Source organism: Acinetobacter sp. GW821-FHT01E09, assembly GCF_059422385.1.
Window position 1 is genome coordinate 1926352 of record NZ_JBWKWU010000001.1, and the last position, 24921, is coordinate 1951272.

Below are 24921 nucleotides of genomic sequence, written 5' to 3' on the forward strand. Positions count from 1 at the left end.
GAATTTCTAAAAACTAGAAAACACAACTTTAAATAGCACCGATAATTTTAACAGAATAATGTGACAAGTTTTTCATTTTCACATTGCTCTATTGAAATTTCTCTAAAACCTCAAAACTAATATAACAGAGCCACTATAGAAAACACTATAGTGGCTCTGATTTTTTCTTGGTCAAAACAGCGAATAAGTAGCTATATTTGATCAAAAATTATGCACGCGCACTCGATTCGCCATGTTCACGGTCTAAACCGAAGGCTGTATGGAGTGAACGAACCGCAAGTTCTAGGTAATTTTCTTCAATAATCACAGAAATTTTGATTTCAGAAGTCGAGATCATCAGGATATTAATCCCTTCATCTGCAAGTGCAGTAAACATTTTACTTGCAACACCTGCATGAGAACGCATACCAACGCCAACAATCGACACTTTAACAATGTCATCACGCGTAGCAACTTCACGCGCACCAATCGCTGTAGCCGTTTCTTCTAGGATTGCTTTGGCTTTTTTAAGTTCACCACGATTCACGGTAAAAGTGAAGTCAGTTGTGCCATCTTCTTCAACGTTTTGGATGATCATATCCACTTCAACGTTTGCAGCACCAATAGGCGATAAGATTTTAGATGCAATACCTGGTTCATCAGGTACACCTAAAATTGTTAATTTAGCTTCGTCACGGTTAAATGCGATACCAGAAATAATTGGCTGTTCCATATTGTCTTCCGCTTCAGTAGTGATTAGTGTTCCGACATTGTTTTTGAAATCTTCGTCGAATGCGCCATCATTGTCATTATCAAAACTTGATAATACGCGTAAAGGCACTTGGTATTTTCCTGCAAATTCAACAGAACGAATTTGCAATACTTTAGAACCGAGAGATGCCATTTCAAGCATTTCTTCAAATGAAATACGATCAACTTTTTTTGCTTTAGGTGCAACACGAGGATCAGTGGTATAAACCCCATCCACATCTGTGTAAATCTGACATTCATCTGCTTTTAATGCCGCAGCAAGTGCAACACCAGAAGTATCAGAACCGCCACGGCCTAAAGTTGTTGTATTGCCATCAATGTCGAAACCTTGGAAGCCTGCAACAACAATGACACGACCTGCATCCAAATGATTTGTCATCACATCTGTATCAATAGATTCGATACGGGCTTTGGTAAACGCGCTGTCAGTTTTGATACCAACTTGGCGACCTGTGAGTGACTTAGCTTCAACACCAATTGAATTGAGCGCCATTGCTAACATTGAAATCGTTACCTGTTCACCCGTAGACACCATTTGGTCTAGTTCACGAGGATCAGGGGTTTCGGTAATGGCTTTCGCTAAAGCCAATAAGCGGTTTGTTTCACCACTCATTGCGGATACAACCACTACAACCTTGTGGCCGTGGTCATGCCAACGCTTTACACGACGAGCAACATTTAAAATGCGCTCGGGAGTACCCATAGAAGTACCGCCATATTTTTGAACGATTAATGCCATAGTTGTTCCATATAAGCCATGACCCTAATCGGCATTAGGGTCAGTTACACAAAAGGTGAAGTATTATTTTTGAGCAAGCCAAGCAGTTAAATCTGCCATCACTTGTTCAAACTTCTCGTTTAGTGGCGCGCCACCTTGTGCTAAGTCAGGTTTACCACCACCTTTACCACCAAGCTCAGTTGCTAAGTGTTTGATGATGTCACCCGCTTTTAGATTTGCAGTGAAATCTTTAGCTACAGATGCGATAAGACTAACTTTGTCACCTTCTACAGCCGCAAGCACAATCACTGCATTATCTAATTTTGATTTGACACTGTCATGAAGATGACGAACAGACTTCGCATCTTGTCCTTGAACTGTGGCAATAAGTGTTTGACGACCCGCAATTTCGGTCACTTGATTGATTAAATCAGAGGCTTGGAAATTCGCCAATTTTTGATTCAATTGCTCAATTTGTTTTTGCAATTGATGTGCTGTTTCTAGCGTTGATTGAACTTTTTCAACAGTTTGATCTTTCTGTGCTTTTAATAAATCGTTGATATGCAAAATATCTGCATCAAATTTTTGAACGATTTCAAGCGCTTTGGTACCTGTAACAGCTTCAATACGGCGAACACCTGCTGCAACACCACTTTCAGAGGTGATTTTAAACAGACCAATATCGCCAGTACGTTTTACATGGATACCACCACAAAGTTCGATAGAGAAATTTTTCTCATCTTGGATTGAACCCATAGAAAGTACACGAACTTCATCACCATATTTTTCACCGAACAACATCATTGCGCCTTTTTCTTTGGCAGCATCGATGTCTAAAAGTTCAGTAGAAACGGCGGTGTTTGCAATTACTTCACGGTTTACAATACGTTCAACCTGTTGAATTTGTTCGAATGTCACCGGTTGGTCATTGGCAAAGTCAAAACGTAAAATGTCAGAAGCAACCAAAGAACCTTTTTGTTGTACATGCTCGCCCAATACTTGACGTAAAGCAGCATGTAAAAGGTGAGTTGCAGAGTGGTTGCGTGCAGTTGCTTCACGAAGATCTGCTTTTACAATTGCTTCAACATTTTGAGTCGCTTTTAGGCTTCCCATTGTCACGATACCTTGGTGAACAAACGCGCCACCAGATTTTTTAGTATCTTGAACTTCAAAAATACCCGTATCGTTTTTGAACAGACCTGTATCACCAATTTGACCACCACTTTCTGCATAGAACGGTGTTTGGTTCAAAACGATTAGTGCTTCATCGCCTTCAACAACTTCATCAACTTGTACGCCATCTTTATAGATCGCAATAATTTGACCTTGACCTTGAGTTGCTTCATAGCCATCAAATTGAGTTTCGCTATCTACTTTCACAATACTGTTATAGTCAACAGCAAACTTGCCTGCATCGCGTGCACGTTGACGTTGTGCTGCCATTTCAACTTCAAAACCAGCTTCGTCAATTTCCAGCTCACGTTCACGTGCGATATCTGCGGTTAAATCAGCAGGGAAGCCATAAGTGTCGTAAAGTTTAAAGACGGTTTCGCCCGGAATGGTTTTACCTTTAAGGTTGGCTAACTCACCTTCAAGCAGCTTTAAACCTTGTTCAAGCGTTTTGGCAAATAATTCTTCTTCACGGATCAAAGCTGCTTCAATCACATTACGACGTTGTTCAAGCTCAGGATAAGCAGTGCCCATGGCATCGATTAATGGTTGCAACATTTTGTAGAAGAATGTGCCCGTTGCGCCCATTTTATTTCCATGACGTACTGCGCGACGGATAATACGACGTAATACATAACCACGACCTTCATTTGAAGGGTTAACGCCATCTGCAATCAGGAAGCAGCATGAGCGTGCATGGTCTGCGACCACTTTAAGTGAAGCAGGGTATTCAATAGGTTTATTGTTTGCTTGTGCAGTTGCAACCGCTTCAGATGTATCAACACCAATAATTTCAGCAGCAGACTTTAATAGGTCTTGGAATAGGTCAATTTCATAGTTTGAATTGACATGCTGTAAAACAGCAGAAATACGTTCTAAGCCCATGCCTGTATCTACAGAAGGTGCAGGAAGATTATGCAGTACGCCATCAGCAGTACGGTTAAACTGCATGAAAACGTTGTTCCAGATTTCAATAAAACGGTCGCCATCTTCTTCTGGTGTGCCTGGTAAGCCACCCCAAATATGATCGCCATGGTCAAAGAAAATTTCAGAACAAGGACCACATGGGCCAGTATCACCCATTGCCCAGAAGTTATCAGAAGCGTATTTTTCACCTTTATTGTCACCAATACGGATAATACGATCTGCAGCTAAGCCAATTTCTTTGTTCCAAATGTCAAACGCTTCATCATCTGTATGATAAACAGTGGCATATAATTTATCTTTAGGTAGTGCTAACCATTCTTCACCAGTAAGGAAATCCCAAGCAAAACGAATCGCGTCACGCTTAAAGTAATCACCAAAAGAGAAGTTACCTAACATTTCAAAGAATGTATGGTGACGTGCTGTATAACCGACATTATCTAAGTCGTTGTGCTTACCGCCTGCACGGACACATTTTTGCGACGTCGTTGCACGAACATAGTCACGTTTTTCTAATCCAAGGAAACAGTCTTTAAACTGGTTCATCCCTGCGTTGGTAAAAAGCAGAGTAGGGTCATTGGCAGGTACAAGTGAACTTGACGCGACACGTGTATGTCCTTGCGATTCAAAGTAGCGCAAAAATGCTTCACGTATTTCAGCAGTTGTCATAAAACGAGTACTCACAACCAAGTCACTCCTTAATTTTCGTATTGGCTAAAAGTGCGTTGCTGAGTCTGATTTTTGCGCTCAGTCACCACACGGGCTTATTTTTAAAAACGCCAAAGTATAACGGAAAATGTAGTGTCCACCAATGATTTTAAGGTGAATTATTGGTATTTCTATACATTTTCAACTTTCGTCTGGGGTAAATTTTGGTTGTATAAATTTAAAACATAGCCACATTGCCATTATCGGATTTAAGCTTGCTTAAAAAGGATCAATACTTAAAAAGTTATGATGCTGAAATTTATATACTTGACCATTAAATTTAAGCGTTTGTTGTTGCTTATATTGTTTTTTCACCGAAGTGCAGGTTTTATAGTTGGTTTTGGTCTGGTTTTTGGTTTCTTTTAAAATCATGTCCTGTAAGCCATGTGTCGTTTTATTTGATAAAATGAGGATACTTCTGACCTCTGAATTACTATTCTCTGGACAGTTTCCAATCCGTTCATCGCCGCTATCATTCATACTGATACCGCCAATTTCTTTAATGGGGTGTTTAGGATTAACTTTAAATAAAGTTAAATTACTGTGACTATAAGTGAAACCACCTTGATGCGACGATGAAGTTTCAATTCCCACGACATCAATATCAGTTAATGTTGAAAAACGGGTCGTATGGAGTTGTGCACCATCATAATGATCTGCATCTGAGTAAAAAGTTTCTGGTGCTTTATACTTTTGCAGAATTTTATGCTGAGAAGAGTCAATTAAATATAAATTCAGATCATGTTCCATTTCATCATAAGATTTATAAGCAATTGGTTGACTGATTGCAATAAGCTGAATTTTTTGTTGGTTGTCTAAATGGATACAGCTTTTATATGTTTTGGCTTCAGTATTGGCAAAACGCTGATTGACCAATTTAAATTGTTGAATCAATTGTTGTTGCTGTTGGTCTGAGCAACGTTGATAAGGTGCTGCAAAACTATTTCCAGCAATTAAAAGCAATGCAGTGTTCAATACAATTTGTAATGTTTTCATGATCTAACCTTTTTAATTGTAAAATTAATTTAAATAACAAAGTCTAATTAAATTCCAAAGTCTAAAAATTTAAGATGTTTAAAACGATATTTTTTCCCATCGAATTTCATAATATGGTTTTGTTTTTTGACGATATGGTGTGTTTTACAGTTTTTCTCATCAAGCGTTATACGTTCGGATTTTTCAGTTAATTGAATATCTGCTAAACCATGACTTTGCTGTTTTAAGGGATTAAGCAAAATTTGAGTCTCGGTTTGTACGTCAGTTTCACATCTAGACGGCGTATTACCACCTGAAAAATTAGTCATAAAATTATCTAAAACGAGCTGAACTTTAGCAGCATTGATTTGAAATAGTTTTAATTCACGAATTGTATAATACATTCCCCCAGAATGCCCATAAGTTAAGGCCAATCCAATAATATGAGTATGGGGAGTTTTAGAGTAAGGATTGATATCAAATTTTAAATTTTCAAACTGACTGGCATCGGAAGAGACGGTTTTCGGATAAGTATAATGATTTAAAATTTTTGAAGATACGGTATCGATCAAATATAAATTCAAATCATAATCCGCAAAGTTAGATTGCATAGCAACAGGATTGCTGATTGCAATAATCTGTTGGTGTTTACTGATCGTTAAGCAGGTTTGGAATACAGGATAACGCGCATCTAAATTTTGTTGTGTGTTTAAGTTGAATTTTTGAATGAGTTGTTGAGTCTGTGTTTCTGAGCAGTTTGAATAGGCATTTTGTGCATGTGTTGGTTGTGTATATAGAAAGGCTAGTAAAATCATGCAGTAAAGATAAAATAATTGATTTAGTTTAAAAATATTTTTAATGGATGGATACATTTATTTTTATCCTAGCTGAATCAAAAAATTATTTTTGAGAAATTTTTATGACTAAATAAAGCATATTCTAACAGTAGTCACGCTAAATCTTATAACATATAGCGCATAAAGTAGTTTGGCTGTAAAAGGACATCTGATGCAACGTGTGGCAATAAACGGATTCGGGCGAATTGGACGGAATGTATTACGCGCTTGGTTTGAAAATCCGAAAAACTTCCATTTTGAAATTGTTGCCATTAACGATATTGCAGATGTTGAAACACTGGTTCATTTATTTAAATACGATACTACCCATGGTCGTTTTGACGGTGCGGTGAATATCGTACAAGAACATGGACAGCTTTATATGTCGATTGACGCACGTCAAATTAAACAGAAAGTGCAAATTTTAAGACAAGCCAATCCTGAATTATTGCCGTGGAAAGATTTAAACATTGATGTTGTTTTAGAATGTACAGGGTTGTTTCGTTCAAGAGCCGCTGCAACACAGCATATAACAGCAGGTGCTAAACGCGTCATTATCGGTGCAGCACCTTTTGATACTGTTGATGCTGCCATTGTTTATGGGGTAAACCATCATGATGTGAAAGCTGGTGATCAAATTATATCGGGTGTGTCATGTACCACACAGGCTTTAGTCCCTTTGGTCAAAATTATTGATGATGCATTTGGAATTGACAGCGCCTTAATGACTGAAATCCATGCGGTCACAGCAGATCAATCTGTATTGGATCATGCACATCGAGATTTACGTCGCGCACGTGCCTCAGGACAAAATATTATTCCAACAACATCTTCTGCCTTGGGCGCATTAAAACAAGTCATGCCAAAAATGGAAAATCGTATTGATGGTTTTTCAATTCGTGTACCGACAATTAATGTTGCTGCCATTGATTTAACATTTGTGTCCAAGACACCTGTAACAACTCAATTAATTAACCAAATCTTAATTCAAGCAGCAAAATATGATTATGCTGAAATTATGTCCGTTACGGATGAGCTACTGGTTTCCAGTGATTTTAATCATTCACCATATTCGCTGATTGTTGATCTGACCCAAACCATGGTTGTGGGGCAGCAAGCCAAAGTACTTGCTTGGTATGACAATGAATGGGGCTATGCAAATCGCTTGTTAGATTTGTGTGAATCATTTTATTAATCTAATATTTATCAGGCTGTGATGAAAAATTTCATGCACTACTATAAATATTCATCACTTTAAAATAACTTTACTGACTTGAGTTTAATCAAGACGAAGATTGACGTGTTTTGTTGGGGGTGAATGATGTTTTATATCTATCTGGTTATAGTAATTCTTTATTTGGCCATGATGTTTGTGATTTGGCAAATGGGAAAGTTAAGGAAAGAAAACCTTGAATGGCTTAAGCATGTGCAGAATCATGAGCAACAGATCCATGCACAAGAGCAACATCTCAAACAGGCCTTACAAATTATGCAAGATTTGGCTAAAAAAATGCATGTACAGCAGCAAGTTTTAGACAATACCTCAACACGTTTGACTCAAGTTGAGTTTCAAAACGCTGAATTAATTAAAATATTACAGCAAAATTCAAAACCTTAATTGAGGTTTTGAATTGCATCAAGTCAGGAGTGACAGGCTATTGAGAACGTTTAAAGCATAAAGTATCTCAAGATACCTGTTGCAATGATACTGATCAGTACAGTGGGCAATAATGAAAAATAACAAGCTGCGAACAGTGTGATGATAATTGCAATCAAGTTGGCTGGTTGATCCGTAACAAAGTAGGGTGCAATCACTGATATCAAAACACAGCCGGGGATCACCTGTAAAATTCGCGTGGTTCTTTTGCTGAGGTGTTTATTTTTTAACAGTAAATAACCTAAGATTCGAGTTAAATAGGTTGTTAATCCTACACAAACAATGGCGATGAATGTCGTCATATGAATCATTCTTCATCTCCAATCAGTAAAAAAGCAGCAAAAATTCCTGAAATAGAACCAATCAATACATACCAGCCTTTGGGTAGATAGTAATAGGCCAGTGCGGCCGCAATCAGACTAATCAACCAAGGTAGTGCGGGTTTAAAGCCTTTCCACATTCCGCGTAAAAGCACCAGAAAAACTGCGGGGAATGCCATGTCAAAACCAAACTTTGAGACATCACCAAGGAAAGAACTAATGCCGACTCCCATCGTGGTAAAAACCACCCACATGACATATAACGCAAAACAAAGGCCGATATAAAAAAACACACTAAATCCTGCATAGGGATTGCGAGGGTTTTGTTTGTGTGCATCCGTAATGCTAAGGGCCCAACTCTCATCACACATAAAAAATAATAATGGAAGGGCTTTACGATTGGGCAAATGTCGAATATAGGGTGCTAAACTTGCACCCATTAAAATATGGCGGCTGTTGACCAGAAAAGTGATCAGAATTAAAAACAACAATTGAGGTGGCTGCGTCCAGACTTCAATAATGGCGAACTCAGAACCACCAGCAAAATTGAGTCCTGTTAATAAAGGTACTTCTAAGGCAGAAAATCCTTTTTGCGCTGCTTGTGTTCCTAAAACCAGTGCAAAAGGGATAATACCCAGTAGCATTGGAATAGAGGTTTTAAGCCCACGTACAAACTCTCTAAATTCAATTGAATAGGTCAGTTCAGTCGTAGTGTTCTTAAAACTTAACATGAGTCGCTCAATGGTCGCTAAAACAAGGTAATTTTTATTTTATGCCAAATGATTCGCTATATTTCGCTAAACTTGCTGCCTGTAAAATAATTTTTGCAATATTATTGCTGGAATATGTTATTTTTTGGTTTTATCTACTAGAAATAATTTTATGAAATTGGATCAGATAGATCGGCGTATTCTGTGTGCATTACAACGTAATGGAAAACTACAAAATAATGAATTGGCAGAACAAATAGGTTTATCCGCTTCACCTTGTTTAAGACGAGTAAAGCAACTGGAGGATGAGGGGATCATTGACCAATATGTTGCATTGGTCAATCCACACAAAGTAGATCTCAGTTTGACAGTCTTTGCACGAATTTGGTTAAAGAGTCAGGATGAACAAGCAGTCAATCAATTTATCGAAAGCATTATGAATATTTCTGAAATTGTTGAATGTCAACTTATGGCAGGTGATTGTGATTTTTTCTTACGTATTGTGGTTTCTGATTTAGAGGCATATCGTAAATTTCAAATTAATCATTTAAATAAAATTCCAGGGATCCAGAATGTCAAAACTGAAATCCCTTTACAGAAGATCAAACAGACCACAGCCTTACCGCTAGATTAGTTTTTTGATTCGCTTTCGAATAACTTTAAATATTTTATCGGCACTTGTTCAGTCAACCAAACCCCATTTTCAGCACAATAAAACTGGAAACCATCTTGGTGCATCTGTTTGGTGTCTAGGATGAAAATGATGACTTTGCCATGTCGTTGTCCCACTTTTTGTGCTGTGACTAAATCAGCAGATAAATGCACATGATGACGTTCACCTGAAATTAAGCCTTTTTCTAAAATACTGTCGACAAAGCGAGTTGCTGTGCCATGAAAAAGAGTATCGGGCGGCGTGATAGCAGCATACTCACGTTGAACCTGAGCACTAGAGTGACCTTGTACTGCGCGGATTTTGCTTTGGTCTGGTGAGAGCTGGAAGCGTTTTTTATCACTGTTTTCAACAACCTCGATCAACTCTACGAGTTTAAGCGGTCTTTTGTGTTTGATCATTTGCTGCAAAAGGATATGTACATCCGTCCAGCCTTCGGAATCGAGTTGAATTGCAATGGTTTCTGGTTGATGCCGAAGTACTAAACTTAGAAATTTACTATGTTCGCGTAATGTTTTTTCTGAAGATTTCATTTGTTGTTCTTACATGATATAGATTTAGGTATAAAAATTAAGGCTGAGCTTCAATTGCTCTTACGACACTATCTACTGAATATTGTCCCCATTCAGAGAGTTGCTCAATAAATAGATTGATTGCATGACTATCGAAATGCGCAACCAGCATATAGCAAGCGGAACCACAGACTTTATAGCAACTTTCAATTGACTCAAATTGAGCGATAAATGCCTCAAACTGTTCAAATTCATTATTCTGCATCATCACACGTATAAATTGTGTTGATTGATGCTGTAGCGTAATCGTATATTTCTGAATCGTTCCTTCATCTTGCATTCGCGCAATGCGACTTCCTACAGCTTGCCCTGTACGGTGTACTAATTTTCCGATCTCTTTATTGCTTAAGCGAGAATCAGTTTTTAGTATTTTTAAAATTTTGAGGTCAATTGGGTCATTTGGCAACATAGTGAATTGAACAAATTTTCAGTTTGAAAGTTTCTAATCGATTATTCTTTCATGAGTGACTGCAAATCGCCAGCTGTTTTGATTAATCTTATAAAAACATCAACACAAGGGTTAGGGAAACAGCATGAGTCAAACAGCATTATTAGTGATAGATGTCCAAAACGATTATTTTCCTCAAGGGAAGATGGAGTTGTTCTGTGCGGAACAGGCTTTAAAACACATCAATCGATTGGAAGATCTATTTATAAAGCGTGAGCAGCCGATTATTTATATACAGCATATTGCCAATCAACCCAATGCTACATTTTTTCAAGCAGGAACACAGGGTGTAGCACTACATTCGGGTTTACGGGTTAAGGCCGATTCAATTGTGATTGAAAAACATTATCCCAATAGCTTTTTTCAAACCACTCTAAAAGCAGAATTAGAGCGACTGAATGTTGATAAATTGGTGATTAGTGGCATGATGACGCATATGTGTGTTGATGCGACGTCACGTGCAGCGGCAGAATTTGCTTATCAACCGACGATCATTGCAGACGCTACAGCGACGCGTCAATTGAGCTATTCAGGCAGAACGGTTGAGGCAGAAGATGTACAAACAGCCTGTTTGTCAGCCTTTCAAATGTTTTCAGAAGTGGTCAGTATCGAGGACTATTTAAAATAGTTGAAAGAGTCAAAATAACAAGGAAGTACTGCGATTCGATTTTGTACTTCCCTTTAAATCTGGATAAAAATTTATGCTTGCTTTAAGAAACCTTCTTTGATTTTTTCAGGTAAGCCTGTATGCCACCATGTATAAATGGAAGATTTTATTTCGTCATCTTGTTCAGGATCATTGAAAGGTTCATCATCTTCACGAATCAATTCATCGCCTTCAAATTTAAACCAAAATTCCCACGGGTCATCATCCCCACAACCCCAAGCCAGTGTGTGAATTTCCGGGAGCAATGCTTTTAAGAAAAGTATGATTGCTTCGATAAACTCATCACCCGAAGAACCATGCACAAAATGGGCAACTGAATAGCCTGCAATGGTGTGTAATGTTTCAGGACCCAAATCAAACTCAATATTGTCAACTGTATTTAAAAGATCTTCTGCAAGTTCTTGCCCCAATTGTGAATTGAGCTCAACTGCAACAGCAATAAATTTGTCTTGTTCACCGCGATGCTCTTGAAATAAACGGCCTAGCTTTTGCATGATTTCCGTATTTGGATGCGTGTAATATAAGTTGCTATGTAGTTCCATACTTCCCCAATTTTTAGTTTTCAGTTGCTTTAAATAGATGCTGTTTTTCTAAACGAATAAATTATATTTTGAACAACGTAAATAGCAATCAACACTTGTGTGAAAAGTTAAATAAATACAAAGAATTGAAGTAGGGTAATGTGTAATAGATATTTTTTTGCCTAAATTATGCATAAGTGGTCAAATTATCTAGGCATCAAAAGTTATTTTATTAATGCATGGCGCAGATGATCGTGCTAAAATAAGAGAAATCGGGTGTGTTCCCGATTTTTTTATGCGGATTACTTCCGCGCTGACAGGATTTAGGTTTACAACATGCCCATTTCAGAGACATGGTTATTACCTGATGGTGTAGCTGATGTATTACCAGAGCAAGCGCAAGTAATTGAAAAATTGCGCCGTGAAGCTTTAGATTTCCTCGCATCACGAGGTTATCAGCTGGTGTATACGCCATTCATCGAATACATCGAATCTCTTTCTTCTCTCTCCGAATCGAATCAAGATTTAGACTTAGCCACTTTTAAAGTCATCGACCAACTTTCAGGTCGTTTACTTGGTGTGCGTGCCGATATGACACCACAAGTGGCTCGTATTGATGCCCATGTACATCAAGTACAAGGTGTGGCGCGTTACTGCTATGCAGGAACTGTACTTCATACTAAACCACAAGGTTTTAATACCACGCGTGCACCACTTCAGTTAGGTGCAGAGTTATTTGGTTCAGACAGTATTGACGCAGACGTTGAAATGATCGACGTGATGCTCAATCTGATTAATACTGCGGGTTTAGCTGATGGTATCCATCTTGATTTAGGGCATGTAGGACTGTTTAGAAGTCTGGTAAAACATGTGGGTTTAAACAAATCAACAGAAAGCCACTTATCTGATTTGTATCAGCGCAAAGCACTACCAGAACTTGCTGAATTCACTCAAGATTTAGAATTCGGTTCTGATTTTTATGCTTTAGGTCGTTATGCAAGTGATCTGGATGCATTGCAAGCGAATATTAGCGCAGAGATTTTTGCTGATGAAGCATTTAAAAATGCTTTTGAGGTACTTAAAACAACATATACAGAAATTCAAGCACGTTGGCCAAAACTCAATATTGGTATCGATGTTGTAGAGCTTCGTTCGTACCATTACCACACTGGGTTAATGTATGCCGTGTATGCACCGAACCGTGCTGCACCGTTGGCACAAGGTGGTCGTTATGATGGTATTGGTGAACACTTTGGACGCGCGCGTCCTGCAACAGGCTTTTCTTGTGACTTGTATTCCTTAAGTGCGGGTCAACGTCAACAGATTGAAAAAGTAGTTGCACCGAAAGGTACCGAATCCACTTTGCTGGATGCGATTGCCGTAGCACGTCAACAAGGTTTAAGTGTAATTCAGTTATTGGGTAATGACGATTTAAACTCAGTTCCAAATGCAACCCACCAGATGGTGAATGTTGCAGGTGAGTGGAAAATCGAAACAATTTAAGTATCAGATTGAATGTTCATGTCATTCGATTTGGTTTTCTATTTTAACAGCATGATGTAATGAGGCTATTATGGGCAAAAGTGTTGTGGTACTCGGTACCCAATGGGGCGACGAAGGTAAAGGTAAAATCGTTGACCTGCTCACAGATCAAGCAGCTGCGGTAGTACGTTATCAAGGCGGACATAACGCAGGGCATACGCTCGTCGTTGGTGGTAAGAAAACAGTTCTTCACCTCATTCCATCAGGTATTTTACGTGAAAACGTACTTTGCTTAATTGGCAATGGTGTTGTACTTTCACCTGAAGCATTGATCAAAGAGATGGATATTCTTGAGAAAGAAGGCGTACCCGTTCGTGAACGTCTGCGTATTTCTCCAAACTGTCCGTTGATTCTTCCTCACCATATTGCACTTGATCAAGCGCGTGAGAAGAAACGTGGTAATGCCAAAATCGGTACAACGGGTCGTGGTATTGGTCCTGCTTATGAAGATAAAGTAGCGCGTCGTGCGATCCGTGTTGCGGATTTAGTTCGTGGTGGCGAACATCTTAAAGCACAGCTTGAAGAGCTTCTTGAATATCATAACTTCCAATTGACTCAATTCTTCGGTGTTGAAGCCGTTAAAGTTGAAGATGTGTTGGCACTTTGTGATCAATGGCGCGAAGTGGTTAAGCCATTAGTTTTAGATGTGATTACAACATTGCATGACTATCGTAAAGATGGTGCAAACATCATGTTTGAAGGTGCGCAAGGCTCACTTCTTGATGTCGATCATGGTACATATCCGTATGTAACTTCATCGAACACTACTGCTGGTGGGGTAAGTTCTGGTTCAGGTCTTGGTCCATTGCATCTTGACTATGTTTTGGGAATCACCAAAGCCTATACAACTCGTGTAGGTGCGGGTCCATTCCCAACTGAGCTTGTTTATGATGCTGCCAATGATGTTGGCGATGCTGTTGGTAAACATTTGGGTACTGTGGGTTCGGAATTTGGTGCGTCGACTGGTCGTCAGCGTCGTTGTGGTTGGTTTGATGCTGAAATCTTACGTCGTTCTGTAGATGTAAACTCATTATCAGGTATTTGCTTAACTAAACTTGATGTTTTAGATGGTTTGGAAGAAGTAAAAATCTGTATCGGTTATGAAGCAGCAGATTCAGGTTGTGTAGGTTCTACAGATGCACTTGCATTTGAAACATTAAAACCAATTTATGAAACTATGCCTGGTTGGTCTGAGTCTACGTTTGGTGCGAAATCATTGGATCAATTGCCACAAAACGCAATTAACTATGTAAAACGTATTGAGCAGTTGATTGAATGTCCTATCGACATCATTTCAACAGGTCCAGATCGTGATGAAACAATTGTGATGCGTCATCCATTTGATGCTTAATTGATTCAAACTTTAAAAAGCTCCTGCGGGAGCTTTTTTTATTGTTGTTATTTTTAGGTGTTTTAAATAAAGTGTGATTATATTTTGATTTTTTTTGTAAAATACAACATAATTCAGCCGCTAAGAGCTGAGCTTCGTTTTGAAGCTTGCAATAAGATCTATGAAATTTGGTGAAAATAATGATTAACAAGAAACTATTACTTGGCTTAGGGTTGGCTATAGGCTTAACAGGGTGTACCACTGTTGCTGAATTAACGGGTAATGATTCTGCGACTTTAAACCTCAATGCAGCAGCAGATTATAAACTTCTTGTTGAAGATGCAAAGGCACAAAAAGCACTTGATACAACATCTGCAACATATAAGCGAGTCAATGCTGTTTTCTTAAAGATGAAACCTTTTGCTGATCAAGCAAATCAAACTGGTCAAAAATTTGACTGGCAATTGAGCGTGCTTAAATCCAATGAACTCAATGCATTTGTCATGCCTGGCGGTAAGGTTGTGTTCTTTACAGGTATCGTCAATCAATTGAAACTGACTGATGCTGAAATTGCTGCCATTATGGGACATGAAATGACCCATGCCTTAGAAGAGCATTCTAAACGTGGTGCTGGCGCAACTGCAATTACAGATTTTGCTGTGAAAATGGGCAAAACTTATGCGGGCGATAAATTGGGCTCAGTCGGCACTCAAGCTTTAGATATCGGAAGTAAATATGGTGTAGGTTTGCCATATTCACGTAGTTTAGAGTCATCTGCTGACCGTGGTGGATTAATGCTTATGGCGAAAGCTGGTTATAATCCTGAAGCAGCAATCAGCGTTTGGCAAAAAATGAACAAGATCGATGGCGGCAGTAATAATGGGGTACAGAAGTTCACTTCAACACACCCATCAAATAATGACCGTATTTCAGATTTAAACAAAAACATGGTTGAAGCAAAGCAAATCTATCAATCTGTGATTAAAAAGTAATTTGATTGTAGAACGCTAAGCCCGATGTAAATCGGGCTTTTTATTTACAGCTAAAAAAGACTAAAGTCGATATCAATTAGACTAGGTTTTCAAGTTTAGCTTGTTAAAATGTATTTTTAGATACACATTGAGTTTGTAGGATGCAAAAGAATATATCGAGCACGATATTTTATTCTCTGATTTTCGCTATGGGCGGTGCTCCAACGATCGCAATGCTGATTATTCAGGCTCAGACCAATGATCTGAATATCATCAATAATGCATTGCTTGGTCTGAGTGTGATGGTTGCATGTGTACTGGTTCCTATTATTTTGATCCAGAATGCGTTTTTGTTGATCAAAAGAAATGATCAACATTTAGAACAAAAGATTATTCCATTGAAAAACATATATTTGACCCTGAATGTAATTTGTCTCATATATTGGTTGGCGATTCAATTTTTGTGATATTTCACTTACATAATTAATATGAATTAATGGATTTTATTGATTTATCCTTATGTAACATTTGCATATAATCCACAATGCTTTTATTTGTTCTCCATGGAGTTGATTATAATGAACAATAAATTAATGCTTAGTCTTTGTGCGGCGACTGCCATTTCAATTTCAGGGTGCTCAACTATCGCGGATATGGCAGGTGCTGATTCTGCAACGCTTAATTTAAATGCAACACAAGGCTTTAATAAAACAGTGCAAGAAGCACGTTTGAACAAGACTCTAGATACAACTTCTGCAACTTATAAAAAAGTGAATGCAGCATTTATTCGATTAAAACCTTTTGCTGATCAAATGAACCAAACGGGTCAAAGATTTGACTGGCAATTGGCAGTACTTAAGTCAGATGAAATCAATGCTTATGTTGCACCCGGTGGTAAAGTGGTTTTTTACACAGGGATTGTAAATCGACTGAATCTATCTGAAGCTGAAGTTGCTGCGGTGATGGGCCACGAAATGACCCATGCTTTAGAAGAACACTCTAAACAAAAATTAGGTGCGCAAGCGTTGACCAATCTTGCAGTTGGTATTGGTAAATCTTATGCAGGCAGCCAAATTGGTGAATTAGGCAATGCGGCGCTCGATTTGGGAAGCCAAGTCGGGGTAGGCTTACCATACTCACGTAGTTTAGAAAGTCGTGCAGATGAGGGCGGCTTAATGATGATGGCGAAAGCTGGCTATAATCCTCAAGCGGCAATTACCTTGTGGGAAAAAATGGCGAAACAGGGTGGAGGAAAAGGTTCTGCATTACTGTCAACACATCCATCTGATGTCAATCGTATCAATGCAATGAAAAAGAATTTACCTGCTGCAATGGCAGTTTATACTGCGCGAGGCGGAAGATAAGTTTTTTGATAAAACCTATCGAATAGAAAAGGATGCTTATGCATCCTTTTTTATTGAAAACAATGTAGAACAACACGTGTTTTAAAACCAGTACTTAAGGTGCGGGGTTTGGCTGCTGTTGATGAATCGCATCTATTTCCGATAAGATTTCTTCAGACAATTGGGTATCAAAGGCCTGAATATTCTCTTTCAGTTGGTCGAGCGTAGTTGCACCAATAATGGTACTACTCACAAAAAATTGTTGTTTAATAAATGCCAAAGCCAATTGGGTAAGTGTTAAACCATGCTTTTCTGCAAGCAGTGCATATTGTTCAGTTGCCCAATCACTTTGTGGATTGCTATAGCGGCTAAAGCGAGAAAATAGCGTAATACGTCCTTTTTCAGGGCGTGCGCCGTGGCGATACTTGCCAGTTAAGTAACCAAAGGCCAACGGTGAGTAAGCAAGTAAGCCGACGCCCTCGTGTTGTGCGATCTCAGACATCCCAATTTCATAAGTGCGATTGAGCAAACTATAAGGGTTTTGTACACTCACAATTTTTTCTAAGCCCAATTGTTCAGCTAAATGTAAAAATTTTAAGGTACCCCAAGGCGTCTCATTGGATAAGCCGATATGGCGAATACGTCCTTTTTTAACTTCTTTGGAGAGTGCTTCTAAGGTTTCAGCAAGCGGGGTAATCTCTTGTGTACGTGCTGCGAGTTGATTGCTGTAGCCCAGCGTGCCAAAGAAGTTAACAGGGCGTTGTGGCCAATGCAGTTGATAAAGATCTATATAGTCTGTTTGTAAGCGCTTGAGCGAGCTATCAATAGCACTACTGATCTCTGCTTCTATAAACTTGGTATGCCCATCACGAATTTGACTGCCACCTTGTTGGGGGCCTGCAATTTTTGTGGCAATGATAAGTTTGTCACGCTGACCGTTTTGAGCAATCCAATTCCCAATGATGCTTTCAGTCGACCCCTGTGTTTCTGGTTTAGGGGGTACGGGATACATTTCAGCAGTATCCCAGAAATGAATATTTTGATCGAGTGCATAAGCAAGTTGTTCAAATGCTTCATTCTGATTATTTTGTTCACCAAAGGTCATGGTACCTAAACAAATTTCAGGGACCACAAGATCAGAATGCCCTAAATGATTTGACTTCATTTTATGTCCTTCAAAATTAATATTCAGTATCTTATGAGAATAATAACGTAATTTAAATTTGATAACTAAGTGAAAGAATGTTTCTAATTATCAAAATAAGATAAAGTTATCTGATTCTTTTATAAAATGCTCATTTTAGCTTGGTCTTGTTTTATAACATGGTCATGAGACCAGCTCACAGTAATTCTCTGTGTATTTATCGCAACATGAAAAAAGCAAACTCGGGAGTTTGCTTTTAAACTATATTTTAACTTTTTGACAATATTTGATATTTATCCCATTCAACATAATTCTTTAAGGAATTAAATTCTCAAATTTGTTCTCAAGCTTTATTCATCATCTGTGCTTAGTTCGTCTTCAGAAAAATTAGATTCTTCCAAAGATACATCAAATATAAGGATGGCTTTACCGTCGGTTTCGATCATGCCTTGTTCTTCAAGTGTTTTTAGAACACGACCAACCATTTCACGGGAACAACCCACGATACGACCAATTTCTTGGCGAGTAATGCGGATTTGACGGCCGTTTGGCAAGATCATCGCTTCAGGCTGTGCTGAAAGATCAATTAAACAACGTGCAATACGACCAGATACATCAATAAATGCAAGGTCAGTTACTTTGCGTGTTGTATTTTTTAAACGACGAACAAGTTGTGCAAATACGGCATAACTTAAGTCAGGATATTGTTTACTAATTTCGTGGAAATTATCATATGAAATTTCAGCAATTTCACATACGTCACGGGTTCTTACTTCCGCAGTACGTTGTGGATTTTGCTCAAATAATCCCATTTCCCCGAAAAAGTCCCCAGGGTTCAAATATGCAACAACAATTTCACGCTCATCATCTTCACGTAAAATAATTGAAACTGAACCTTTTAAAATTAAATACAGTGATTTTGACTCTGAACCTGCATCAATAATCGTTGAGCGTTTTGGAAAACGATTGATGTGGGCTCTTTTGAGCAAAGCTTTGACTGACTCAGGTAGTTGACCAGGAGACAAAGCATCTGTACTAAGTTGTGCAAAATTAGAAGACATGCTTAAAAATTCCGAATTGGATAATAACTAGATCTGTTGATCTAAATTGAACTCGTCACGTAGAAGCAGTAGAGATGAAATTCCTTATCAACTCATTTTATGCTAGTGTACAGGTACCCCGTAAATTTATAGCTTTTTTTAGGTAGTTGCAATGCAAACTAGCGTTCATTGGTTAGAGAATGTTGCTTTCGAAGCAAAATCAGAAAGTGGTCATCAAATTGTGATGGATGGTTCTGCTGAATATGGTGGTGAAAACCGTGGCCCACGTCCTATGGAACTCATATTAATGGGACTTGGTGGGTGTGCTTCATTCGATATTGTGACCATTTTAAAGAAATCTAGGCAAAATGTAACAAATGTTGTTTGTCAGCTCAAAGCGGATCGCGCAGACACGATTCCCGCTGTATTCACGAAGATACATTTACATTTTGTGGTAACAGGGCATGATGTAAAAGAGAAACAAGTAGCTAAAGCTGTTGAATTATCAGCCGAAAAGTATTGCTCAGCAAGTAAAATGCTGTCCGATGGCGGTGTTGAAATCACCCATGATTTTGAAATTATTTCCGCGGAATAACGGAATTAATTTTAAAAAAGCCAATCAAAAGATTGGCTTTTTTTTAACGTGTTTTAGCTGCTTAAGTTGGTGACTTATCCGATCAAAATTAAAAAAAATAAATTATTACAAAATGTGTATTTGTTCAAAAATAAGCATTTTTGAAACAAGCGTTCAAAGGTTTCTTAGCATTTTTCTTGCTAAATTAAGGTGATAAAAATAATTGTGGGTCAACTCTGGCATTATTTAAGCTCATTCCCCAGTGTAAATGTGGGCCTGTTACTCGTCCTGTTTTACCCACCAATCCCAATAAATCTCCTTGTTTCAAGATTTGCCCTTTTTCTACATTGATTTTACTGAGGTGACAAAACATACTGATCAGACCTTGTCCGTGATCAATCATGACAGTATTTCCATTAAAGAAATAATTGCCAGTCGCAACCACTGTTCCCGCAGCAGGCGCAACCACTTTTTGTCCAATGGGAGCAGGGATATCTAAACCAGAATGTGGAGCACGTTCTTCACCATTAAAAAAACGTTTACGACCAAATGAATTACTAAACTTTCCTGCTGTAGGTCTGATGAATTTTGGAAAGTCTTTCCATTGTGCAGGGCTAAATGAGCTGTAAACACTGTTTTGTTCTTTCGCTTCTTGGCTATAACGATCAAGTTGTTCCTGATTTGGATTGACGTAATCCTGATTTTTTACATTGAGGCGTTGTTCAGCATATTTAAATGGCTTCACTTCAATATTAATTGGGCCTGTAGAGCTTTGTAATTGCAGTGAACCCAATGGTGCTGAAAGCGGAATTCCAAAAACAATATGATTTACTGCATTTTCACCATCCACGATCAAGACAAGTTTATCTTGGTAAGTGACATTTAACACAGTTTTAGCAACAGGAATAACCGCTATGCCACCTGCACGACGTGAGTCTTGAGGTAAGGCAAAGGCTTGAGTTGCTATAATTAAGCTAGATAGTAGGAAAAGTTTTTTGATTGAAGGCATAAATAACATACAAGGTTTAATTTTTTGTAGTATCTCGCTTTTTTATTCAGATGCTCAAGCATGTGATTGTTAAATTATAAGTAGAGTATTTTTAAATCACTAATTTCATCAAAGCATCAAGTCTTAAAGATGGATCATACAATCACCACTTCGAAAAATCACATGCCTAATTAATTAAGCATGTGATTATGAACGATCAATAAAGTCATTAAGAACTAAAAATTAAACGCTAAAGTTTAAAATTAGGATTTATAAGGTTTAGCACGGCGCAGTTGATGCAATACTGAAACCAATAAATCAATTTCCTCAGTGGTATTATAAAACGCAAGAGAAGGGCGTACCGTACGTTCAACACCGAAACGGCGTAAGATCGGTTGAGCACAATGATGCCCAGTACGCACGGCGATACCATATTGGTTGAGTACTTTTCCGACCTCTTCCGTTTCATAGCCTGCCAGTGTAAAAGACATCACACTGGCTTTATTTAATGCAGTACCTATCAGACGTAGTCCAGAAACACTTTGTAGCGCATGTTGACCATATTCAAGCAAGTCATGTTCATAACGTGCAATGTTATGGATTCCAATACTTTCTACGTATTCTAAAGCAGCACCTAAGCCAACAGCATCTGCAATATTCCCCGTACCTGCTTCAAATTTATTTGGTGCAGGTTGATAGACCACATTTTCAAACGTCACATCCTGAATCATATTTCCGCCGCCTTCCCATACAGGCATGCTATCAAGTAATTCAGACTTGGCATAGACAGCGCCAATACCTGTTGGGCCAAAAACTTTATGCCCAGAAAACACAAAGAAATCGGCATCTAAGGCAGTAACATTGGTGGGCATGTGCGAAACAGACTGAGCACCATCAATCAAAACTCGCACACCCGCTGCATGCGCCAATGCAATAATTTCTTGAGTAGGCGTTACAGTACCCAAGGCATTAGAAACCTGTGTAATCGAAACCAGCTTAGTTCTTGGATTGAGCAGTTTTACAAACTCCTCGATCTGAATCTGACCTGTGTTATCTACAGGAATCACACGAAGTTTTGCACCAGTTTCTTTACTGAGTTGGTACCAAGGCACAATATTGGCATGATGCTCAAGATGGGACACAATAATTTCGTCTCCCGCTTGAATATTCTGCTTACCCCACGATTTTGCGATTAAGTTAATGCCTTCTGTTGTACCTCGAACAAAGACGATATTTTTTGCTGAAGCAGCCCCGATAAAGCGAGCAACAACATCACGTGCATGCTCATAAGCATCACTGGCACGTGCTGCAAGTTCATGTGCTGCACGGTGAATATTCGAATTTTCATGTTGATAGAAATATGAAATTCGATCAATGACCGCCTGAGGTTTATGGGTGGTGGCTGCATTATCCAACCAAACCAATTGCTTACCATTTACACGCTCTTGTAGGATGGGAAAATCCCGACGGATTTGCAAAATATCAATGGGTTGATAGTTCTGGGCATTCGCTGGTATTTGCACATCTGAATGCGGACGAGCAGCTTCAATGGTAGGTGATTGAAGAAAATAATAACCAGACGCTGCTGTTGCAGGTTTGTCATTACGATCTTGTAATACACTTTTTAATTGCTGGTCATCTGTCACATGATAATCATCAAAAGCATATGGATTTTTAAGCACATCTGTTTGAGCCACACTGGTATTGACTGTTTGGGCGCTGGCAACTTCAGGGTGATGCAGATCCAAAAAGTAATAATTCGATTGAGCTTGATGTGGCGCAGTGGTTGTTAGGTTTGATGGCGCAGTGTGTTGTGTGATTTGTGTAGGACTCAAAGACAAATCTAGCTTTTGTCCGACAGCAAATGGATCAGGAGTATTTGCACCTCCAACAATGGGCGAAGAAGACAGAATTCTACGCTCGGGATGGTCGGCGGTCGGTTCGATATAGTGATGAGATGAATCTGGGTTTAAATTTGCCTGTTGCACAATGGCAGGTATACGCCCAGACAATGCAGCAATCGGATCTTTAGGCTGTGGTTGATGGCTAACACCTTGCGATCGTTGATCGGGTATATCAAAGTTAAAACCTTGTGGGTTTTGCTTGGGTAAAGCCGAAAAAAATTCAGCAGCCAATTGTGCAATGACAGATTCACTGATGGGTGCATCAGCAATATGATCAGAAGAAATATCTGGAGTAGCTTGATTACTTGTAAGTTGTTGGATAGTCATGGTACTTGTCTACCTCCACATCTTCGAGCACAGCGAGTGCATCATCTGTCAACACAGCAAGAGAACAATATAAGGAGATTAAGTAAGAGGCGATTGCATTACGATTGATGCCCATAAAGCGTACAGATAGGCCAGGTGCCTGTTCACCAGCAAGACCTGGTTGGAATAAGCCAACAACACCTTGACGCTTTTCACCAACGCGTAACAAGATGATTTTGGTTTTGCCGTCTTCAACTGGAATTTTATTTGAAGGAATCAGTGGAATACCGCGCCAAGTGATGAACTGTGAACCAAATAGGCTTACGGTTGGTGGTGGAACACCACGACGGGTACATTCACGTCCAAAAGCCGCTATCGCATCGGGATGTGCTAAGAAGAAGCCCGGTTCTTTCCAAACTTTGCGCAGTAAATCATCAAAATCATCTGGTGTGGGTGCACCTGTCAAAGTGGAAATACGTTGTTCATCTGCAACACTTGCCAATAAGCCGTATTCAGGATTATTGATCAATTCACTTTCTTGACGTTCTTTAATGGTCTCGATGGTTAAGCGTAACTGTTCTTTGATTTGATCGTGAGGACTACTATATAAGTCAGAAACACGGGTATGAATATCCAGTACAGTGGAAACACCATTTAAAAAGTATTCACGTGGATTAACTTCATAGTCGACAAAAGTTTGTGGAAGTGTTGCTTCATCACGTTGGGTACACGCCACCTGAATGTCATCGGTATTGCTGACTTTGTTGACACGGTAAATACCCGCTTCAACAGGGGTCCATTGCAATAAATGTGTTAGCCAACGTGGTGTAATGGTGGAGAGTTGCGGTACTGTTTTTGTCGCATTGGCAAGTTGACGAGCTGCTTGATCATTCAACGCTTGGCGTGTGACTTCTTGGTTCTTAGCCATGTTTTAATCCTTGGTGGTATTGGAAATTAATTATTGATTACTGGTTTGATTTAAAAATGCTGTTGTTATCTTCTCCAATAAAGTAAAAATTTTGCTCTTGGGGTTTAATTGCGCTGTATATTTATTGGATTAATTTGAGGTTTATTGCGTGCGTTTTATTGCCATTTTCGAGGATTGATAAAAAATCATAAGGGGAATAAAGCAAAAGCCTTATTCCTGACGCCAAGGTAAATTGTGGAAACGCCATCCATTGAAAGAACCACGATGATCATTTTCATCAAGGTCGCCTTCAAAGCCTTGTTCGATATTGTAAATATTTTCAAAACCTGCATTAAAAGCTACATTTGCAGCAGCAGCGGAACGTTTACCACTACGGCAAAGCAGTAGAATGATTTTGTCTTTTCCAATTTTAGTTTCAAGTTCTTTGGCGAAGCGTGGATTGCGGTTTAGTGCAGTTCCTGTTGCCCAAGGGATATGCACGGTATCTTCTACATAGCCGACAAACTTACGTTCTTCGTTGGTGCGTACGTCGACAATCACCACATGTCCTGCTTTAAATAAAGCCCATGCTTCATGAGGTAAAATCGTTCCCGTAAATTCTAGATAATGATCTTCAACACGTTGTTTTGCTTGTTCAAAGATATTTTCAATTTGAGCCGTTGTTAATTCGGTAAAGTGTTGCTGATTTAAACTTGTCATTTCAATTGCCTTTTTCAGACTTAAATCACGTCTAAGTCATCATGTATCAGATGTATTGATAACAACTATAATGATTTTATATATTCAATAAATTAATAAAAATTGAATTGCTTATTCTTATTTTGAAATAAGATTTAAATGATTTTTAAAGATATCTTTATACGAAGAATGTTTATCTACAAGATTGCTAATAAAATAGTATCAAGGGTCTGCTAGCATTTCATATTATAGTTTGCGTTGTAGGTTAAAATGAGCATGAGGCGTATATGTCGTAACGCATGGGATAAGGAGAATAGCCAGCTTATTTCTGCGTTTTATAATGTAGGCTGAGATAATTTTAACGATAACCCAGAGTAAGAACAAAGCACTGCTTTGTTTGCAGTCTAAAGTGTAGTTGAGGGACTAGAGTGTTTTTTGCCGCTACTTCGTTACGAACTACTAGTTTAGATGACTAAATTTCGTATTTCGTGCCTCGGATCGCCTAAAAAACACTCGTCGTCGCAAAC

At 38.7% G+C, this 24921-nt stretch carries 25 protein-coding genes; 10 read left to right on the forward strand and 15 right to left on the reverse strand.

All coding sequences use genetic code 11. From position 1 onward, the window contains the following. Window positions 1-208: 208 nt before the first annotated feature. The 4 genes from AC07U8_RS08710 to AC07U8_RS08725 all read right to left on the reverse strand — a co-directional run bounded on the left by AC07U8_RS08710 (window position 209) and on the right by AC07U8_RS08725 (window position 6060). Window positions 209-1489: an aspartate kinase gene (locus AC07U8_RS08710; protein ID WP_004721171.1), complete on the reverse strand. Its 1281-nt coding sequence runs from the start codon at window positions 1487-1489 to the stop codon at window positions 209-211. Window positions 1490-1552: 63 nt separating this feature from the next. Continuing rightward, window positions 1553-4246 carry an alanine--tRNA ligase gene (gene alaS / locus AC07U8_RS08715; protein ID WP_171066878.1) on the reverse strand — a complete coding sequence of 898 codons (2694 nt, stop codon included), beginning with the start codon at window positions 4244-4246 and terminating at the stop codon, window positions 1553-1555. A gap of 243 nt (window positions 4247-4489) precedes the next feature. Continuing rightward, entirely contained in the window at window positions 4490-5266 is a 777-nt protein-coding gene (locus tag AC07U8_RS08720; RefSeq protein WP_151802066.1) for a PA3715 family protein, read from the reverse strand. 47 nt (window positions 5267-5313) lie between these two features. Next, on the reverse strand, window positions 5314-6060 hold the full coding sequence (locus AC07U8_RS08725) for a PA3715 family protein (protein ID WP_419261830.1): 747 nt from the start codon (window positions 6058-6060) through the stop codon (window positions 5314-5316). 193 nt (window positions 6061-6253) lie between these two features. On the opposite strand from AC07U8_RS08725, the gene AC07U8_RS08730 reads away from it, so the two are divergent. Together AC07U8_RS08730 and AC07U8_RS08735 are read left to right on the forward strand one after the other, a co-directional pair. Then, window positions 6254-7276, forward strand: a complete 1023-nt coding sequence (locus AC07U8_RS08730; protein WP_494737708.1) for a type I glyceraldehyde-3-phosphate dehydrogenase — start codon at window positions 6254-6256, stop codon at window positions 7274-7276. Between the two features lie 126 nt (window positions 7277-7402). Next, a complete protein-coding gene (locus tag AC07U8_RS08735) occupies window positions 7403-7699 on the forward strand; it encodes a hypothetical protein (protein ID WP_209826329.1) in 297 nt (98 codons plus the stop codon). Window positions 7700-7749: 50 nt separating this feature from the next. Here AC07U8_RS08735 and AC07U8_RS08740 read toward each other — a convergent pair whose 3' ends face one another. Beyond that, window positions 7750-8049, reverse strand: coding sequence for an AzlD family protein (locus tag AC07U8_RS08740; RefSeq protein ID WP_004721162.1), 300 nt, complete (start codon window positions 8047-8049; stop codon window positions 7750-7752). Continuing rightward, window positions 8046-8789, reverse strand: a complete 744-nt coding sequence (locus AC07U8_RS08745) for an AzlC family ABC transporter permease (RefSeq protein WP_494737709.1) — start codon at window positions 8787-8789, stop codon at window positions 8046-8048. Before AC07U8_RS08745 ends, AC07U8_RS08740 begins: the two co-directional genes overlap by 4 nt. 157 nt (window positions 8790-8946) lie before the next feature. Here AC07U8_RS08745 and AC07U8_RS08750 point away from each other — a divergent pair, with 157 nt between their 5' ends. Continuing rightward, complete coding sequence (locus AC07U8_RS08750) at window positions 8947-9402, forward strand: Lrp/AsnC family transcriptional regulator (protein ID WP_167468978.1); 456 nt, start codon at window positions 8947-8949, stop codon at window positions 9400-9402. Here AC07U8_RS08750 and AC07U8_RS08755 read toward each other — a convergent pair. After that, window positions 9399-9971 carry an RNA 2'-phosphotransferase gene (locus AC07U8_RS08755; RefSeq protein ID WP_096733929.1) on the reverse strand — a complete coding sequence of 191 codons (573 nt, stop codon included), beginning with the start codon at window positions 9969-9971 and terminating at the stop codon, window positions 9399-9401. The two genes, AC07U8_RS08750 and AC07U8_RS08755, sit on opposite strands and share 4 nt — an antisense overlap. A 37-nt stretch (window positions 9972-10008) precedes the next feature. Beyond that, the gene (locus tag AC07U8_RS08760) at window positions 10009-10419 is read right to left on the reverse strand and encodes an Lrp/AsnC family transcriptional regulator (RefSeq protein WP_096733930.1); all 411 of its coding nucleotides are present in this window, start codon (window positions 10417-10419) and stop codon (window positions 10009-10011) included. A 124-nt stretch (window positions 10420-10543) separates the two neighbouring features. Here AC07U8_RS08760 and AC07U8_RS08765 point away from each other — a divergent pair, with 124 nt between their 5' ends. Next, a complete protein-coding gene (locus AC07U8_RS08765) occupies window positions 10544-11086 on the forward strand; it encodes a cysteine hydrolase family protein (RefSeq protein WP_096733931.1) in 543 nt (180 codons plus the stop codon). Between the two features lie 71 nt (window positions 11087-11157). Here AC07U8_RS08765 and AC07U8_RS08770 read toward each other — a convergent pair whose 3' ends face one another. Continuing rightward, window positions 11158-11667 carry a hypothetical protein gene (locus AC07U8_RS08770; protein WP_494737710.1) on the reverse strand — a complete coding sequence of 170 codons (510 nt, stop codon included), beginning with the start codon at window positions 11665-11667 and terminating at the stop codon, window positions 11158-11160. Window positions 11668-11982: 315 nt separating this feature from the next. Between AC07U8_RS08770 and AC07U8_RS08775 the strand changes: the two genes are divergently transcribed. From AC07U8_RS08775 to AC07U8_RS08795, 5 genes are all read left to right on the forward strand, one after another. After that, complete coding sequence (locus AC07U8_RS08775; protein WP_056510528.1) at window positions 11983-13149, forward strand: ATP phosphoribosyltransferase regulatory subunit; 1167 nt, start codon at window positions 11983-11985, stop codon at window positions 13147-13149. A gap of 70 nt (window positions 13150-13219) precedes the next feature. After that, on the forward strand, window positions 13220-14539 hold the full coding sequence (locus tag AC07U8_RS08780; RefSeq protein ID WP_004721148.1) for an adenylosuccinate synthase: 1320 nt from the start codon (window positions 13220-13222) through the stop codon (window positions 14537-14539). A 179-nt stretch (window positions 14540-14718) separates the two neighbouring features. After that, window positions 14719-15510, forward strand: coding sequence for a M48 family metallopeptidase (locus AC07U8_RS08785; protein ID WP_004820958.1), 792 nt, complete (start codon window positions 14719-14721; stop codon window positions 15508-15510). A 140-nt stretch (window positions 15511-15650) separates the two neighbouring features. After that, a complete protein-coding gene (locus tag AC07U8_RS08790; RefSeq protein ID WP_004820960.1) occupies window positions 15651-15956 on the forward strand; it encodes a hypothetical protein in 306 nt (101 codons plus the stop codon). Window positions 15957-16067: 111 nt separating this feature from the next. Then, window positions 16068-16853, forward strand: coding sequence for a M48 family metallopeptidase (locus tag AC07U8_RS08795; protein ID WP_004721143.1), 786 nt, complete (start codon window positions 16068-16070; stop codon window positions 16851-16853). Between the two features lie 94 nt (window positions 16854-16947). On the opposite strand, the gene AC07U8_RS08800 is transcribed toward AC07U8_RS08795, so the two are convergent. Both AC07U8_RS08800 and crp read right to left on the reverse strand, forming a co-directional pair. Next, window positions 16948-17997 (reverse strand): NADP(H)-dependent aldo-keto reductase, encoded by a 1050-nt coding sequence (locus AC07U8_RS08800; protein ID WP_096733934.1) that lies wholly within the window; start codon window positions 17995-17997, stop codon window positions 16948-16950. Window positions 17998-18326: 329 nt separating this feature from the next. Then, window positions 18327-19037 (reverse strand): cAMP-activated global transcriptional regulator CRP, encoded by a 711-nt coding sequence (crp, locus tag AC07U8_RS08805; RefSeq protein ID WP_004721139.1) that lies wholly within the window; start codon window positions 19035-19037, stop codon window positions 18327-18329. Window positions 19038-19188: 151 nt separating this feature from the next. Between crp and AC07U8_RS08810 the strand changes: the two genes are divergently transcribed. Beyond that, complete coding sequence (locus tag AC07U8_RS08810) at window positions 19189-19611, forward strand: OsmC family protein (RefSeq protein WP_004721138.1); 423 nt, start codon at window positions 19189-19191, stop codon at window positions 19609-19611. 184 nt (window positions 19612-19795) lie between these two features. Here the strand turns inward: AC07U8_RS08810 and AC07U8_RS08815 are convergent, their stop codons facing one another. The 4 genes from AC07U8_RS08815 to AC07U8_RS08830 form a co-directional block, all read right to left on the reverse strand. Beyond that, window positions 19796-20599 carry a peptidoglycan DD-metalloendopeptidase family protein gene (locus AC07U8_RS08815; RefSeq protein WP_494737711.1) on the reverse strand — a complete coding sequence of 268 codons (804 nt, stop codon included), beginning with the start codon at window positions 20597-20599 and terminating at the stop codon, window positions 19796-19798. Between the two features lie 242 nt (window positions 20600-20841). Next, window positions 20842-22809, reverse strand: a complete 1968-nt coding sequence (locus AC07U8_RS08820) for a family 2A encapsulin nanocompartment cargo protein cysteine desulfurase (RefSeq protein WP_494737712.1) — start codon at window positions 22807-22809, stop codon at window positions 20842-20844. Then, window positions 22784-23716 (reverse strand): family 2A encapsulin nanocompartment shell protein, encoded by a 933-nt coding sequence (locus tag AC07U8_RS08825; RefSeq protein ID WP_004721119.1) that lies wholly within the window; start codon window positions 23714-23716, stop codon window positions 22784-22786. The genes AC07U8_RS08820 and AC07U8_RS08825 overlap by 26 nt, the downstream gene beginning before the upstream one ends. Before the next feature lie 210 nt (window positions 23717-23926). Further along, a complete protein-coding gene (locus tag AC07U8_RS08830; RefSeq protein WP_004820984.1) occupies window positions 23927-24415 on the reverse strand; it encodes a rhodanese-like domain-containing protein in 489 nt (162 codons plus the stop codon). Window positions 24416-24921 lie beyond the last annotated feature (506 nt).